The organism is Clostridium tarantellae (genome assembly GCF_009295725.1).
GTDB lineage: Bacteria > Bacillota > Clostridia > Clostridiales > Clostridiaceae > Sarcina > Sarcina tarantellae.
Map to the genome: position 1 here is coordinate 1 of NZ_WHJC01000058.1, position 15,122 is coordinate 15,122.

Genomic DNA, 15,122 nt, shown 5'->3' on the forward strand with positions numbered 1-15,122 from the left:
AGATAAGATTTTGGCATAATATTTGCTAATAAATTATTATACATTATAAATTGAAAATAAATTATGAATAACATATACTTAAATTATGAATAACATATATTTAGATAAATTTAAAATTTTTGAAATATAGGGAGGAAATACATAATGAAAAAAGGAATTGCTGCTTCAAAAGGATATGCAATAGGAAAAGTATTCATTCAAGAACATGAAGAAATCGTTATAAGTGATGCTAAAGTTTCTAATATTGCTGATGAAAAAAATATGTTAAAGAAAGCTTTAGAAGCTTCAAGAGAGCAATTGACACAAATAAAAGAAAAAGCTTTAGCTGAAATAGGTGAACATGAAGCACAAGTTTTTGAAGCTCATTTAATGTTGTTAGATGATGTAGAATTTACAGGTCAAATGGAAATGACTATAGAAACTGAAAGTGTTAATGCTATGAAAGCTGTACAAATGGTTACAGATACTTTCGTTATGATATTTGAATCAATGGATGATGCTTATATGAGAGAAAGAGCGGCAGATATAAAAGATGTTTCTAAAAGAATAATATCTAATTTATCTGGTAAAGGTGGTAATGCTTTTGCTATAAATGAAAAAAATACAGTTGTTGTTGCTAATGATTTAACACCTTCAGATACAGCTCAATTAGATAGAAGCAAAGTAGTTGCTTTTTTAACTAATATCGGTGGAAGAACATCTCACTCAGCTATAATGGCTAGAACTTTAGAAATACCAGCAGTAGTTGGATTAGGTGATATAACAACATCAGTTCAAAATGGAGATACTGTTATAGTTGATGGTATAGAAGGAATAGCAATAATAAATCCAGAACAAGCAACAATAGATGAGTATATTGTTAAAAAAGAAAAATTCCATGCAGAGCAAGAGGAATTAAAGAAACTTATAGAAGTTAAAACTACAACTAAATCAGGTAAAAGAATTGAAGTTTGTGGAAACATAGGTAAACCAGAAGATGTTGATCAGGTTTTAGCTAATGGTGGAGATGGTGTAGGATTATTCAGAACTGAATTCTTATACATGGATAGAGATAGTGCTCCAACAGAAGAAGAGCAATTTGAATCATATAAATATGTTTTAGAAAAATGTGAAGGTAAGCAAGTTGTTATAAGAACATTAGATATTGGTGGAGATAAAACTCTTCCATACTTACCTTTACCAGAAGAAATGAATCCATTCTTAGGCTATAGAGCTATAAGATTATGTTTAGATAGAAAAGAAATATTTAAAGTTCAATTAAGAGCATTATTAAGAGCATCTATTTATGGAAAGCTTGCTGTAATGTTCCCAATGATATCAGGTTTAGAAGAGTTCCAAGCAGCTAAAAAGATAGTTGAAGAATGTAAAGTAGAGTTAACAACTGAAGGAAAAACTTTCTCAGAGAATATTCAATGGGGAATTATGGTTGAAATTCCAGCGGCGGCAGTTTGTGCAGATGAGTTAGCTAAACATGTTGATTTCTTCTCAATTGGAACAAATGATTTAATTCAATATACATTAGCTGCAGATAGAATGAGTGAAAAGGTATCATACCTTTATAATCCAATGCATCCAGCAGTATTAAGATTAATAAAAATGACTATTGATGGAGCTCATTTACATGGTAAATGGGTAGGAATGTGTGGAGAAATGGCAGGAGATGAAACTGCTATTCCAACATTAGTTGAATATGGATTAGATGAATTCTCAATGAGTGCTACATCTATATTATCAGCTAAGAAAATTATAATGGAGCAAGAGTAATTAAATTAATATACAATACTCAAATAACCCTAAATTTGAAGGTGTGAAGCAATTCACACCTTTTTTGTTACCTAAAAATAATCAAATATTAATATGTTTATAACCTATATGAAGAAAATGTTATATAAGAATATGTTAAAATATTTAGGAAGTAAAAGTATTAATTGGGAAATATTATATTGGTTTCTTAGTTGGTAAGGAGGAAAAATGAAATATTTGGATTTAATCTTAGGAATGTTAGCTATTGCGTATTATTTTGTTCTTAAAATATTTATGTGGAATTTATCTTTTAGTAAACCTATATTGCTCATGGGTTTAGTATTAATAATATATCATTTTGTTAAAAATAAGTTACATAAGAATAAATTATTTAAGAGGATTAAAAAGTTTATTAAGCCTTTAGTTATAGCGTTTATGATAGTATTTTTACTAGTAGAAAGTTGTATAATTTTCTTTGCATTAAAAAAAGATACAACAAAAACAGATTATATAATAGTATTAGGAGCAGGGCTATACGGAGAAAGGATGTCTTTAGTATTAATGCAAAGAATGGATACACTTTTAGAATATTTAAAGTATTATGATAAGGGAGAAAAAATTGTTCTTTCAGGAGGACAAGGACCAGGCGAAGATATACCAGAAGCTATAGCTATGAAAAGGTATTTATTGGAGAAGGGTATATCAGAAGATAGAATTATAGTAGAAGATAAATCAACAAGTACTTATGAAAATTTTAAATTTTCTAAAGAAGCTATAGAAAATCAAGGTGTGGATATAAAAGATATTAGTATAAAAATAATAACTAATAATTTTCACTCTTTTAGAGGAGTATTTTTAGCTAAAAGAAATGGGTTTAAAGATATAGAAGTATATAGTGCACCTTTAAATATTTGGTTAACACCTTATTATATAAGAGAATTTTTTGCATTAGGAAAATCTATTGTTTTTGATAGATAAAAATTTTTAGGGAAATATATAAATATAATAATTTAGAATTAAGGGGATATGAAGAATGATTAAGGTTATAAAAAATATAGAAGTGTATTCACCAAATTTTTTAGGCAAAAAAGATATAGTAATAATAGGTGATAAAATAGAAGGAGTATATGACAATATTATAATACCAGAAAATTTTATAAACATAGAAGTTCTAGATGGAAGCAATTATATAGCTACTCCAGGTCTAATAGATTCTCATGTGCATATTATTGGAGGTGGTGGTGAGGGAGGTTTTAAAACAAGAACTCCTGAATTGCAACTTAGTAGTATTATAAAAGCTGGTATAACAACTTTAGTAGGAACTATAGGTACAGATGGTATATGCAGAGATATGAAAGGATTAATTGCTAAAGCATATGCTTTATGTGATGAAGGAGTAAGTTGCTATTGTTATACAGGTTCTTATGATGTACCAGTGAAATCTATAACTGAAAGTGTTAAAAGTGATATTCTTTTATTAGATAAAGTTATAGGCGTAGGAGAGATAGCATTATCAGATCATAGAAGTTCACAGCCAACTTATGAACAGTTTGTAAATGTAGTTGCACAAGCAAGGGTAGGTGGTCTATTATCTAGTAAAGCAGGTATTGTTAATGTTCATTTAGGTTCGGGAAGAAGAATGATGAATTACTTATTTAAATTAATAGAAGAAACAGAAATTCCAGCTACTCAAATATTACCTACTCATGTCAATAGAAGCACAGAACTTTTTAATATGGGTATAGAATATGCTAAAAAAGGTGGATATATAGATTTTACAACGTCTTCTAATCCTAATTATTTAGAAGAAGGAGAATTAAGAGCTGCTAAAGCATTAAAATTAATGTTAGAACAAGATGTTAATGTTGAAAATATAACTTTTTCGTCAGATGGTAATGGAAGTATGCCATTATTTTCAGAAGAGGGAAAATTAATAGGATTAGGAATTTGTTCTGTAGAATCTTTGTTTAGAGAAGTATTAGTAGCTATAGAAGAAGGGGTTAATATAGAATCGGCATTAAAAGTTGTTACATCTAATGTTGCAGATGCTTTAAAATTATTTAATAAAGGAAGAATAGTAGCTGGAAAAGATGCAGATATATTAATTTTAGATAAAAAGACTTTTAATATAGATACAGTAATTGCAAAAGGTAAAATATTAATGAAAAATAAAGGATTAAAAGCTAAAGGAGTATTCGAAACTATGTAATAATGATTATTAGTAACATTGACAGTGATTTTAAAATATACTATAATTAAAAACAATAGAATACCCCGATGGGGTATAATTTTGGAGGTAATTATTATGGTAAAGCATATAAATGATAAAGAATTTAATGGAGAAGTTTTAAGTCAAAATGGAGTTGTTGTTGTTGATTTTTGGGCAACTTGGTGTGGACCTTGTAAAATGATAGCTCCAGTTATAGACGAATTAGCATCAGAAATGAAAGATGTTAAATTTGTAAAGGTAGATGTAGATCAAAACCCTTCAATAGCAGGAAAATTTCAAATAGCAAGTATTCCTACTTTAATGATGTTTAAAAATGGTAAGCCTGTAGATACATTAGTTGGATTTAGACCAAAATCAGCATTAGAGGAAACAATAAAGAAACATATATAATATTTCATAATTATAATAACTTATTTGAAGTTATTAAAGGGAGAAAAATTTATGAATGAAAGATATGATATAGCTATCATTGGTAGTGGGCCAGCTGGTTTATCAGCAGCATTGAATGCAAAGATAAGAAATAAAAAATTTATAATATTTGGAAATGCTAACTTTAGTAATAAATTAATAAAAGCACCAAAGGTAAATAATTATTTAGGATTTTACGGAAAAAATGGAGAGCAGATAAAGGAAGAATTTCAAAAACATTTAGACTTTATGAAGATAAATTTAACAGAAGAAAGAATAAATAATGTTTATGCTATGGGTGAATATTTTGCATTAGCAGTAAATGAAAAAATATATGAAGCTACTTCTATAATTTTAGCAACAGGTGTAGAATATACTAAACCTTTAAAAGGAGAAGAAGAATTTTTAGGAAAAGGTGTTGGTTATTGTGCAACTTGTGATGCACCTTTATATAAAGGAAAAATAGTTACTATTATTGCTCATAACAAAGAGGATGAAGAGGAAGCTAACTTTGTTAGTGAATTAGCTTCAAAAGTATATTATATACCTATGTATAAAGATGAATATAATTTAAATTCTAATGTAGAAATTATTAAAGATAGACCTTTAGAGATACAAGGAGATATGAAAGTAAATAAAGTAATTACAAATAATAATGAAATAATTACTGATGGTGTATTTATATTAAAAGATAGTATCTCTCCTTCACAATTAGTGCCAGGGTTGAAAACTAGTAATGGTCATATAGATGTAGATAGATATATGAAAACTAATTTAAATGGATGTTTTGCAGCTGGTGATTGCATTGGAAAGCCATATCAATATATAAAAGCAGCTGGAGAAGGAAACATAGCAGCGTTAAGTGCTGTTTCTTATTTAGATTCAATTAAATAAGAATATAATTTTGTTTATATTTTATAATTTAAAAGTATTTTACACAAAAATATTAAAAGGATTCTAAATGAATCCTTTTAATATTTTTTTATTATTTTATATTATGGATAGCATAAAATTTAATTAGCTGTGAAAAATACATGCTGTCCAATATTTGTAACATTTAATTTTTCTACTCCTTTCATCCAAGAACAAGTTGCAATTTTAGGATTATAAAAATACAATGCTTCTTTAGATGGATCATTTCCTTTAAGAGCCTCCCTAACAGCATTATAACTATCACTATCTGGAACCACAGGTACATTCCCATTCACAACACAAGAAAATGCATTTTTTTGTGTAATAACTTTTTGAATAGTGTTGGGGAAATTAGGATGGATTAATCTGTTTAGGATTACAGATGCAACAGCAACCTTTCCATCATATGGTTCACCTTTACTTTCTGCAAATACAACTTTAGCCATTAAATCTAAATCTTTTCTAGTTATATTGTATTTACAATTAGAAGAATTAAATACTTCTACAATTTCATCTGATTCATGAAATAAATCAGTTTCATTAATAGTATCTTCATTATAAGATACTATTAATGAATTATTATATAGTATATTTTTTATTTCGATTTCATTTTTCATTATTTTTGGTTCACCCTTAACCAAGTTATTTTTATTAATAGTGATAACTATAATTGCGAAGGCTAAGAATAAGAAAAATGGAATTAACTTTCTTTTCATGAAATCCTCCTTAAATAGTTATTTTACTTTGTATAGTATAACCAAAAACTTAATCATAATTCATAAATTAATTGTTTTTATATTTTGAAAATGTAGAATCGAAATTATTTAATGTTTTGATTAATTCATCATAGTTAGATTTAGCTTTATTATAAAAATCTTCATTAGAGGTATTAGAGTTATTTTCAGAAGTTTCTGCCATAATTCCTTTAAGTAAATTATTTATATAATTTTCATAAGTTTTCAAGCAATTTTCAAAAGCTTTAAATAATTCTGTACCATTTGAAGGAATGGATAAGTTGAAAAAGTCATTTTCTATATTTTGAAGTTCAATTAATTTATTATGAATATCTGAAGTTAATAAATTTATGTCACGACCATCTTTTTTTATTAGGTCAATTGTTGTAAGCAAATCTTCAGTTAAAGGGAGGAATCCCCTATAAATCTTATCTATAGAAATAATAAAATCATTTTTTTGTTCAGTATTTATATCAGAATCTCTACTAATTTTAATTAACTGATTGATATAATAGAGTATTTTATTTAGATATTCATTATTATTTGTTAAAGATAAATTCATATTATTTTTAGAACAAGCTTTATATTTATTTTCACATTGTTCTTTTAAATTTATAGCAGCATCATAAGAAGTTTGTAAATCCATTGAATTAGGTGATTTTAAAATTGATATTAATTGTTCATAAAAATCTATATTTAAAGAAAGTCCTTCATTTAAATTGGTTAAAATAATATCATAATTAGAATCAATATCTAATGAACTTAAATTAAGTTGTATGTCTTTGAATTTTGATACTTTTTTTTCAAGAGATTTAGTAAAATTATCAGAGCTTATTTGATTATTTAAATCATTTGAAAAATTTGTAGTTGTTATAGTATTAGCTATGTTTTCTAAGTTTTTTATATCCTTTGAAGCTATATTTTGATTTGTACTTATAAAAATTATGCCTATAAAGACTAGTAATCCAATTATTAATATAATACTGCCTAAAATCTTAAAATTTTTAGTGATATCCATCATTATATCCTCCTTTAAAATGAATTATATATAAACTATATGAGGAGATTAATAATAACATTACAAATAATATGTGAATTAAAATTATATTAAATAGTATATATTTAACTAAAGAAAATTATTGTATAATTGAAATGGTAGAGTTCAGGAGGTGATACAATGTTTACAATAGTAAACATTATATTAAACAGTATAAAAAATATATCTGTTTGGTCTATAATAGATATTTTAGTTGTAGCATTTATCTTTTATAAAGGATATATGTTAATAAAAGAAACAAGAGCTGAACAGTTATTAAAAGGTATATTACTTATACTAGTATTGATTCCGGTTAGTTTAATTTTAAGATTAAATATGTTAAATTTTATATTAACTAAAACATTAACTATAGGTGTACTTTCTATTGTTATAATTTTTCAACCAGAAATAAGAAGAGCATTAGAACATATAGGAAGAAGTGCTTTTGATGATTTTCATGTTATAGAGGATGATGAGAAATTAGATAAAGTTATAACTTCTATTGTAACAGCAGTTGAGAATATGGCAGAAACAAAAACAGGAGCATTAATTGCTATAGAACAAGGAACTGGACTAAGTGAAATAGCTTCTACAGGTACGGAATTAGAAGCTTTAGTTTCCTCAGCTTTAATAGAAAATATTTTTTTTAAAAATACTCCTTTGCATGATGGAGCAACAATTATAAGAAATGATAGAATTGTTGCAGCAGGTTGTGTATTACCACTGACAGAAAATAATAATATAAATAAAAAGTTAGGAACACGACATAGAGCAGCCATAGGATTATCTGAAACATCTGATGCATTAATAATAACTGTATCAGAAGAAACAGGAACTATTTCTTTAGCAGTTAAAGGGAGATTAACAAGAAATTATGATAAAGAAAAATTAAAAAGTATATTATTAAAAATTATGAAAAATAGAAGAGATAAAAGAGGTATATCTTACGGAAAGAAGGTGAAAGGTTGGATAAGAAAAATAAAAATCAAACATTAATTGTAAAATTAATTTGCTTAGCACTTTCCTTTGGGTTATGGATGTACATATTAAACGTAGAAAATCCTGTAAAAGAATATAAAGTAGAGAATGTTCCAGTGGAAATCATAAATCAAGATGCATTAAAAGAATATAATTTAGCTTTAGTGCCAAATCAAAAGCTATCTGTTAATTTAAATTTAGAAGGACCTGCAAGTGAAGTTTATAGAGTAAAACCAGATGATTTTAAAGTTGTAGTAAACTTAGCTTCCTATGCATTGAGAAAAGGTGAAAATAATATACCAGTTGAAATTTTAACTTGTCCTTCAAATATAAATATAAAAAAGGATAGTTTTTTAAGAGTAAATATTGTTTTAGATGACTATAGTGAAAAAACATTACCTATTGAATCTAAGGTTAAAATTTTAACGGTTCAAGGTATTTATATAGATAAGGTTATAATAAATCCTACAACTGCTACTATATCTGGTGCACAAGAACAGCTTGATAAAGTTAAAAAATTAATGGTAGATGGAAAAATTGAAAATGTTGAAAAAGATATGGATATAGCATTACCTATAAAAGCTGTAGACGAAAATGGAGATGTTATAAAGGATATTAAAATTTCTCCCACAACAGCAAAATTATCATTAACAGTTAAAAAGGGTAAACAAGTTCCTGTAAATGTAATAACCAAAGGAGAGCCAGGAGAAGGATTAGCTATAAAAAGTATAATACCAGATATAAATAAAGTAGAATTATTAGGAGATGAAGAAATATTGAATAAGATAAATCAAGTAGATACTGAGCCGATTGATTTATCTACATTAGCGGATAATTCAGAAGTTACAGCTGTATTAAAAATACCTAGTGATACCACAGTAGCATCAGGTATAAATCAAGTAAAAGTTAAAATTGCATTTAGTAATAAGAATATAAATAATAATACTCCATCACAACCAGCTGTTATACCTAATATAACTAAAGAAGTAAATTTACCAATAAATTTAAAAAATGTACCAAAAGAATATGAGGCGAAATTGGAAGGTGAAAAAGTTAAAGTAAAATTAAGTGGATTAGAATCAGATATAAATGAAATTAAATTAGAACAAATAGTATGTTCTGTAGATTTAAGTGGAATGTCAGAAGGTGAACATATAACTAAAATTAATATTACTAATCCTTATAATAATATTAAGGTTGAAGAAATTAATCCAAATGAAGTAAAGATTAAATTAATTAAAAAAACAAATCAATAAAATTAACATTTACCACAGTATACTATATAAAATAGTTCTGTGGTAAAATAATTTAACTATTAAATAAAAAATACAAAGGAGTATAGGAAATGACCATAAGAGTAAACAATATTACTTTATCAGTAGATGATGATATAAATTTAATTAAAAATAAAGTAGCTAAAAAATTAAGATTACCTTTAAGTGAAGTTAATAATATAAAAATAATAAAAGAATCTATTGATGCAAGAAAAAAAAGTATGATTAAATTTAATTATTGTGTAGATATTGAACACGAAGATGAAAGTAAAATAGTAGCTAAAGTAAATGATAGAGATGTAAAAATTGAAACATTAGTACTTGATGAATTAGTATCAGGAAATGAAAATTTAAATCATAGACCAGTTGTAATTGGATTAGGTCCAGCTGGATTATTTGCAGCACTTCTTTTAGCTAAAAAAGGGTATAGACCTTTAGTTTTTGAAAGAGGAGAAGATGTTGAGAATAGGACTAAAACAGTAGAGAAATTTTGGAAAACTGGTGTATTAAATACTGAATCAAATGTTCAATTTGGAGAAGGTGGTGCAGGAGCTTTTTCAGATGGTAAATTAACAACAAGAATAAAAGATACTAGATGTGATTTTATATTAGAAGCTTTAGTTAAAGGAGGAGCTCCAGAAGAAATAATTTATAAAGGTAAACCACACGTTGGTACGGATATACTTAAAAAGGTTGTTAAGAATATAAGAGAAGAAATAAAAGCCTTAGGGGGAGAAGTTAAATTTAATTCTAAATTTGAGGGGATTTTAAAAAGCAATGGAAAATTAAAAGGCATTATAGTTAATGGAGAAGAGGTGCCTTGTGATGCTTTAATTTTAGCATTAGGTCATAGCTCTAGAGATACTTACGAGATGCTTTTTAATAAAGGAATATTTATGAGTCAAAAACCATTTGCCATAGGTGTTAGAGTAGAACAACCTCAAGGATTAATAAATATTAGTCAATATGGTGAAAAATATGCAAATCATCCTAAGTTAAAAGCTGCAGAATATAGGTTAACCTATCAAAGCAAAAAATTAGAAAGATCTGTATATTCATTTTGTATGTGTCCAGGAGGTGTAGTAGTTAATGCTGCTTCTGAAAAAGAAAGATTATGTGTTAATGGAATGAGTTATCATGCTAGAGATAAAGAAAATGCTAATGCAGCAATAGTTGTAGCTGTAGGTCCTAAAGATTTTGAAGGAAATCACCCTTTATCTGGAATGGAATTTCAAAGACATTATGAAGCGTTAGCTTATAAAGAAGGAGGAAGAAATTATAGTACTCCTATTCAGCTAGTAGGAGATTTTATGGAGAATAAAATTTCTACTAAATTAGGAAAAGTAAATCCAAGTGTATTATCTAATGGATATGAATTTGTAGATTTAAGAAAATGCTTACCATCTTATGTAATAGAGGGACTTAAAGAAGGATTAAAGGATTTTGACAGAAAAATAAAAGGATTTGCTAATTATGATTCAATATTAACTGGAATAGAAACAAGAACTTCAGCACCAGTTAGAATTGAAAGAAATGAAAGTTTACAAAGTATATCTTTAGAAGGATTATATCCAGCTGGAGAAGGAGCAGGATTTGCAGGTGGAATAGTTTCTGCTGCTGTTGATGGATTAAAAGTGGCTGAAAGTATAATTAAAAAGTATAAAATTTCTTAAAAATAAAAAAAAATTAAAGAAAATTTTCTGAAAACACTAGTTTTCAGTTTTTTTTTTGTTAAAATAAAATAGTAGAAGAAAAAAATGTAATTTATTCAATTTTTATGAAATTAATAATAATTAAAAAATTTTAAGTTTGTTTGTTATAAATTTAACGAATAAATTTAAAAAATTAGAGGTGAGGATTATGAGTAAAAATTTTCAAAGTTTATTTAATCAATTAAAAACTATTGAAAGAAAAAAAGTATCTGTAGCAGTGGCTCAAGATGAACCTGTTTTAGAAGCTATAAAAGAAGCAGTAAAACAAGGTTTTGCGGATGCAATTTTAGTAGGAAATGAAAATAAAATAAAAGATATAGCGCATAAAATTGATATGGATTTATCAAAAATAGAAATAATTAATGAACTAAATGATAAAAGAGCTGCTTTATTAGCTGTGGAGCTAGTATCAAAAGGGGAAGCGGATATGGTGATGAAAGGATTAGTAGATACTGCTACTTTCTTAAGAAGTGTATTAAATAAAGAAGTTGGATTAAGAACAGGAAAGTTAATGTCACATGTAGCAGTTTTTGATATAGAAGGTATTGATAGATTAGTATTTTTAACTGATGCGGCTTTTAATACATATCCTGATCTAAAAGCTAAAGTAGATATGGTAAATAATTCAGTAAAAGTTGCTAAAGCTTGTGGTATAAAATTACCAAAGGTTGCAGCTATAGGACCAGTAGAAGTAGTTAATTCTGATATGCCTGCTACTGTAGATGCGGCACTTCTAGCAAAAATGAATGATAGAGGACAAATTAAAGGATGTTTAGTTGATGGTCCTTTTGCTTTAGATAATGCTATTTCAGAAGAGGCGGCACATCACAAAGGTGTAACAGGAGCTGTAGCAGGAAAGGCTGATATATTATTACTACCTAATATAGATACAGCAAATGTTATGTATAAAACATTAACTTATATGTCTAATTCTAAAAATGGAGGATTATTAGTTGGTACATCTGCGCCAGTAATATTAACTTCAAGGGCTGATAGTTTTGAGACAAAAGTTAATTCTATAGCATTAGCGGCATTAGTAACTGAAGTTTAATTAATATATAGGGGTAAATATAGGGGGAATTTATATGGTATTTAAGCTTTTAATAATTAATCCAGGGTCAACATCAACTAAAATTGGTGTATATGAGAATCAAAAAGAAATAATAGTAGAAACTATAAGACATTCAGCAGAAGAAATATTAAAATATGATAAAATTGTAGATCAATTATCATTTAGAAAAGAATTAATATTAGAAGTACTAAAAGAGAAAAAATTTGATATAAATACATTAAATGCAGTAGTTGGCAGAGGTGGAATGCTAAAGCCAATGGAAGGTGGGACTTATGAAGTAAATGCCATTATGCTTGAAGATTTAAAAAAAGGTATACAAGGTCAGCATGCTTCAAATTTAGGAGGAATATTAGCTGATAATATAGCTAAGGATTTAAATATAAAAGCTTTTATTGTAGATCCTGTTGTTGTTGACGAATTATTAAGTGTAGCTAGAATTTCAGGAGTACCAGAATTACCGAGAAAAAGCAAATTTCATGCTTTGAATCAAAAAGCTGTAGCAAAAAGATATTCTAAAGAAAATAATAAAACATATAAAGATATTAATGTTATAGTTGTTCATATGGGTGGAGGAGTTTCTATTGGTGCTCATAAAAATGGACGAGTTATAGATGTTAATAATGCATTAGATGGTGATGGACCACTTTCACCAGAAAGGGCAGGTTGTGTTCCAGTTGGAGATTTAATAAAAATGTGTTTTAGTGGTAAATATACTGAAGAAGAAATATATAAAAAAATAGTTGGAAAAGGTGGCTATGTTGCTTATTTAAATACCAATGATGCTAGAGATGTATCTAATTGGGTTAGTGAAGGTGATAGTAAAGCAAAATTAATTTTTGATGCTTTTATTTATCAAGTAACAAAGTATATTGGAGAAATGTCTGTAGTTTTAAATGGCAAGGTGGATACAATAATATTAACTGGTGGAATTGCTTATGGAAAAGATGTTGTTAATGCTATAAAAGAAAAAGTAGAATGGATTGCACCTATAACAGTATATCCAGGAGAAGATGAGTTATTAGCATTGGCTGAAGGAACTATAAGAGTTTTGTCTGGTGAAGAAATTGCAAAAGAATACAAGTAATATTGAGAGAAGAGACTTCATTTGAAGTCTCTCATTACTTTTGTAATAATATGCGTAATTATAACAAAACATGGCATTTTAAAAAGAATAATCAATATGATAAGATAAAAGATGTGAGTTTTTTTGTAATTATTATTATTTATTAATAATTTAAATTTGAGAGTAATAATTTACCAAACCTTAAAGACATGGAGGGACAACATGGGGAAAGTAATAATAAATGAAAAAATAATAGAATTTGATGAAGTTAAGTCTATATTATTAATAGCTAGAGAAAATGGAATAGATATACCAACATTATGCTATTTAGAAGATTGTAATAATATTGGTCAATGTGGAGTTTGTTTAGTTGAAATAGAAGGACAAGATAGGCTAGCTAGAGCTTGTTGTATAAAAGTTAAAGATGGTATGGTTATTAGAACTAATACTGAAAGAGTACAAGAAGAAATTAAAAATAGAGTTATAGAATTATTAGATAAACATGAATTTAAATGTGGTCCATGTAAAAGAAGAGAAAACTGCGAATTTTTAAAACTTGTTATAAAAACAAAAGCTAGAGCAACAAAACCTTTTATTGTTAAAGATAAAAGTGAATATATAGATGATAGAAGTAAATCAATAGTTTTAGATAGATCAAAATGTGTTGTTTGTGGAAGATGTGTAGCAGCTTGTAGAGTTAAAACAGGAACAAAAGCAATTACATTTCAAAAAAATGAAAATAATGAAAGAATAGTTGGACCAGAAGCACTAAAATGTTTTGATGATACTAACTGCTTATTATGTGGTCAATGTGTTATTGCATGTCCGGTTGATGCATTACAAGAGAAATCCTATATTGAAAAAGTACAAGAAGCTATAAGTAACCCTGAAATGCATGTTATAGCAGCAATGGCACCAGCTGTTAGAACATCTATGGGAGAATTGTTTAAAATGGGGTATGGAGTGGATGTAACAGGTAAGTTATATACTGCTTTAAGAAAATTAGGATTTGATAAAATCTTTGATATAAACTATGGAGCTGATATGACAATTATGGAAGAAGCTACAGAGTTTATAGAGAGATATAATAATAATGGACCTTTCCCAATGTTTACATCATGTTGTCCATCATGGGTAAGACAGGTTGAAAAATATTATCCAGAATTAATACCAAATTTATCTTCGGCAAAATCACCTCAACAGATTTTTGGTGCTGCAACTAAAACTTATTATTCAGAAATTGCTGATATAGAACCAAAAAAAATTTTTACAGTTACAGTAATGCCATGTACATCTAAAAAGTTTGAAGCAGATAGACCAGAAATGGAGAACAACGGAATAAGAAATATTGATGCAGTTATTACTACTAGAGAATTAGTTAGAATGATAAAAGCAGCTAAAATAGATTTTGCTAATTTAGAAGATAGTGAAGTAGATCCAGCTATGGGTGAACATACTGGAGCAGGAGCTATTTTTGGAGCTACTGGTGGAGTAATGGAAGCTGCCTTAAGAACTGCTAAAGACTTTGTTGAGGGTAGCAATTTAGCAGATATAGAGTATCATGCAGTAAGAGGTGTAGATGGAATAAAAGAGGCTAAAGTTAATATTGGTGGAGAAGAGATAAAAGTAGCTGTAATAAATGGTTCAGCTAATTTAGCACAATTTATGAAAGATGAAAAAGCTAAAGATTATCATTTTATTGAAGTTATGGCATGTCCGGGAGGGTGTGTAAATGGTGGAGGTCAACCACATGTTATGGAATGTGATAGAGAAAAAATTGATATAAGAAAAGTAAGAGCTTCTGTTCTTTACAATCAAGATAAAAATTTCTCAAAGAGAAAATCACATGAGAATGAAGCTTTAATAAAAATGTATAAAACATATATAGGTAAACCAGGTCATGGAAAAGCACATGAATTATTTCATATTAAATATAATAAATAATATAAATTTAAAAAAT

At 27.4% G+C, this 15,122-nt stretch carries 13 protein-coding genes; 11 read left to right on the forward strand and 2 right to left on the reverse strand.

Annotated features, from left to right (window positions below):
- The first annotated feature begins 144 nt into the window (after positions 1 to 144).
- The 5 genes from ptsP to GBZ86_RS06085 all read left to right on the forward strand — a co-directional run bounded on the left by ptsP (position 145) and on the right by GBZ86_RS06085 (position 5,275).
- Entirely contained in the window at positions 145 to 1,764 is a 1,620-nt protein-coding gene (gene ptsP / locus GBZ86_RS06065; RefSeq protein WP_152888743.1) for a phosphoenolpyruvate--protein phosphotransferase, read from the forward strand.
- A gap of 207 nt (positions 1,765 to 1,971) precedes the next feature.
- Entirely contained in the window at positions 1,972 to 2,721 is a 750-nt protein-coding gene (locus GBZ86_RS06070) for a YdcF family protein (RefSeq protein WP_152888745.1), read from the forward strand.
- A 55-nt stretch (positions 2,722 to 2,776) separates the two neighbouring features.
- Positions 2,777 to 3,952 carry a beta-aspartyl-peptidase gene (gene iadA, locus GBZ86_RS06075; RefSeq protein WP_152888747.1) on the forward strand — a complete coding sequence of 392 codons (1,176 nt, stop codon included), beginning with the start codon at positions 2,777 to 2,779 and terminating at the stop codon, positions 3,950 to 3,952.
- A 96-nt stretch (positions 3,953 to 4,048) separates the two neighbouring features.
- Entirely contained in the window at positions 4,049 to 4,363 is a 315-nt protein-coding gene (trxA, locus tag GBZ86_RS06080; RefSeq protein WP_152888749.1) for a thioredoxin, read from the forward strand.
- Between the two features lie 51 nt (positions 4,364 to 4,414).
- On the forward strand, positions 4,415 to 5,275 hold the full coding sequence (locus GBZ86_RS06085) for an NAD(P)/FAD-dependent oxidoreductase (protein WP_152888751.1): 861 nt from the start codon (positions 4,415 to 4,417) through the stop codon (positions 5,273 to 5,275).
- Between the two features lie 119 nt (positions 5,276 to 5,394).
- Here the strand turns inward: GBZ86_RS06085 and GBZ86_RS06090 are convergent, their stop codons facing one another.
- Both GBZ86_RS06090 and GBZ86_RS06095 read right to left on the reverse strand, forming a co-directional pair.
- On the reverse strand, positions 5,395 to 6,009 hold the full coding sequence (locus tag GBZ86_RS06090; protein ID WP_152888753.1) for a cell wall hydrolase: 615 nt from the start codon (positions 6,007 to 6,009) through the stop codon (positions 5,395 to 5,397).
- Between the two features lie 67 nt (positions 6,010 to 6,076).
- The gene (locus GBZ86_RS06095; protein WP_152888755.1) at positions 6,077 to 7,045 is read right to left on the reverse strand and encodes a hypothetical protein; all 969 of its coding nucleotides are present in this window, start codon (positions 7,043 to 7,045) and stop codon (positions 6,077 to 6,079) included.
- 159 nt (positions 7,046 to 7,204) lie between these two features.
- On the opposite strand from GBZ86_RS06095, the gene cdaA reads away from it, so the two are divergent.
- The 6 genes from cdaA to GBZ86_RS06125 all read left to right on the forward strand — a co-directional run bounded on the left by cdaA (position 7,205) and on the right by GBZ86_RS06125 (position 15,106).
- Complete coding sequence (gene cdaA / locus GBZ86_RS06100; RefSeq protein ID WP_152888757.1) at positions 7,205 to 8,059, forward strand: diadenylate cyclase CdaA; 855 nt, start codon at positions 7,205 to 7,207, stop codon at positions 8,057 to 8,059.
- Complete coding sequence (locus GBZ86_RS06105) at positions 8,029 to 9,297, forward strand: CdaR family protein (RefSeq protein ID WP_152888759.1); 1,269 nt, start codon at positions 8,029 to 8,031, stop codon at positions 9,295 to 9,297. Before cdaA ends, GBZ86_RS06105 begins: the two co-directional genes overlap by 31 nt.
- Before the next feature lie 89 nt (positions 9,298 to 9,386).
- Positions 9,387 to 10,988, forward strand: a complete 1,602-nt coding sequence (locus tag GBZ86_RS06110; RefSeq protein ID WP_152888761.1) for an NAD(P)/FAD-dependent oxidoreductase — start codon at positions 9,387 to 9,389, stop codon at positions 10,986 to 10,988.
- A gap of 178 nt (positions 10,989 to 11,166) precedes the next feature.
- Entirely contained in the window at positions 11,167 to 12,078 is a 912-nt protein-coding gene (ptb, locus tag GBZ86_RS06115) for a phosphate butyryltransferase (protein WP_327444316.1), read from the forward strand.
- A 34-nt stretch (positions 12,079 to 12,112) separates the two neighbouring features.
- Complete coding sequence (gene buk, locus GBZ86_RS06120; protein ID WP_152888765.1) at positions 12,113 to 13,183, forward strand: butyrate kinase; 1,071 nt, start codon at positions 12,113 to 12,115, stop codon at positions 13,181 to 13,183.
- A 201-nt stretch (positions 13,184 to 13,384) separates the two neighbouring features.
- Positions 13,385 to 15,106: a ferredoxin hydrogenase gene (locus tag GBZ86_RS06125; RefSeq protein ID WP_152888767.1), complete on the forward strand. Its 1,722-nt coding sequence runs from the start codon at positions 13,385 to 13,387 to the stop codon at positions 15,104 to 15,106.
- The last annotated feature ends 16 nt before the right edge of the window (positions 15,107 to 15,122 follow it).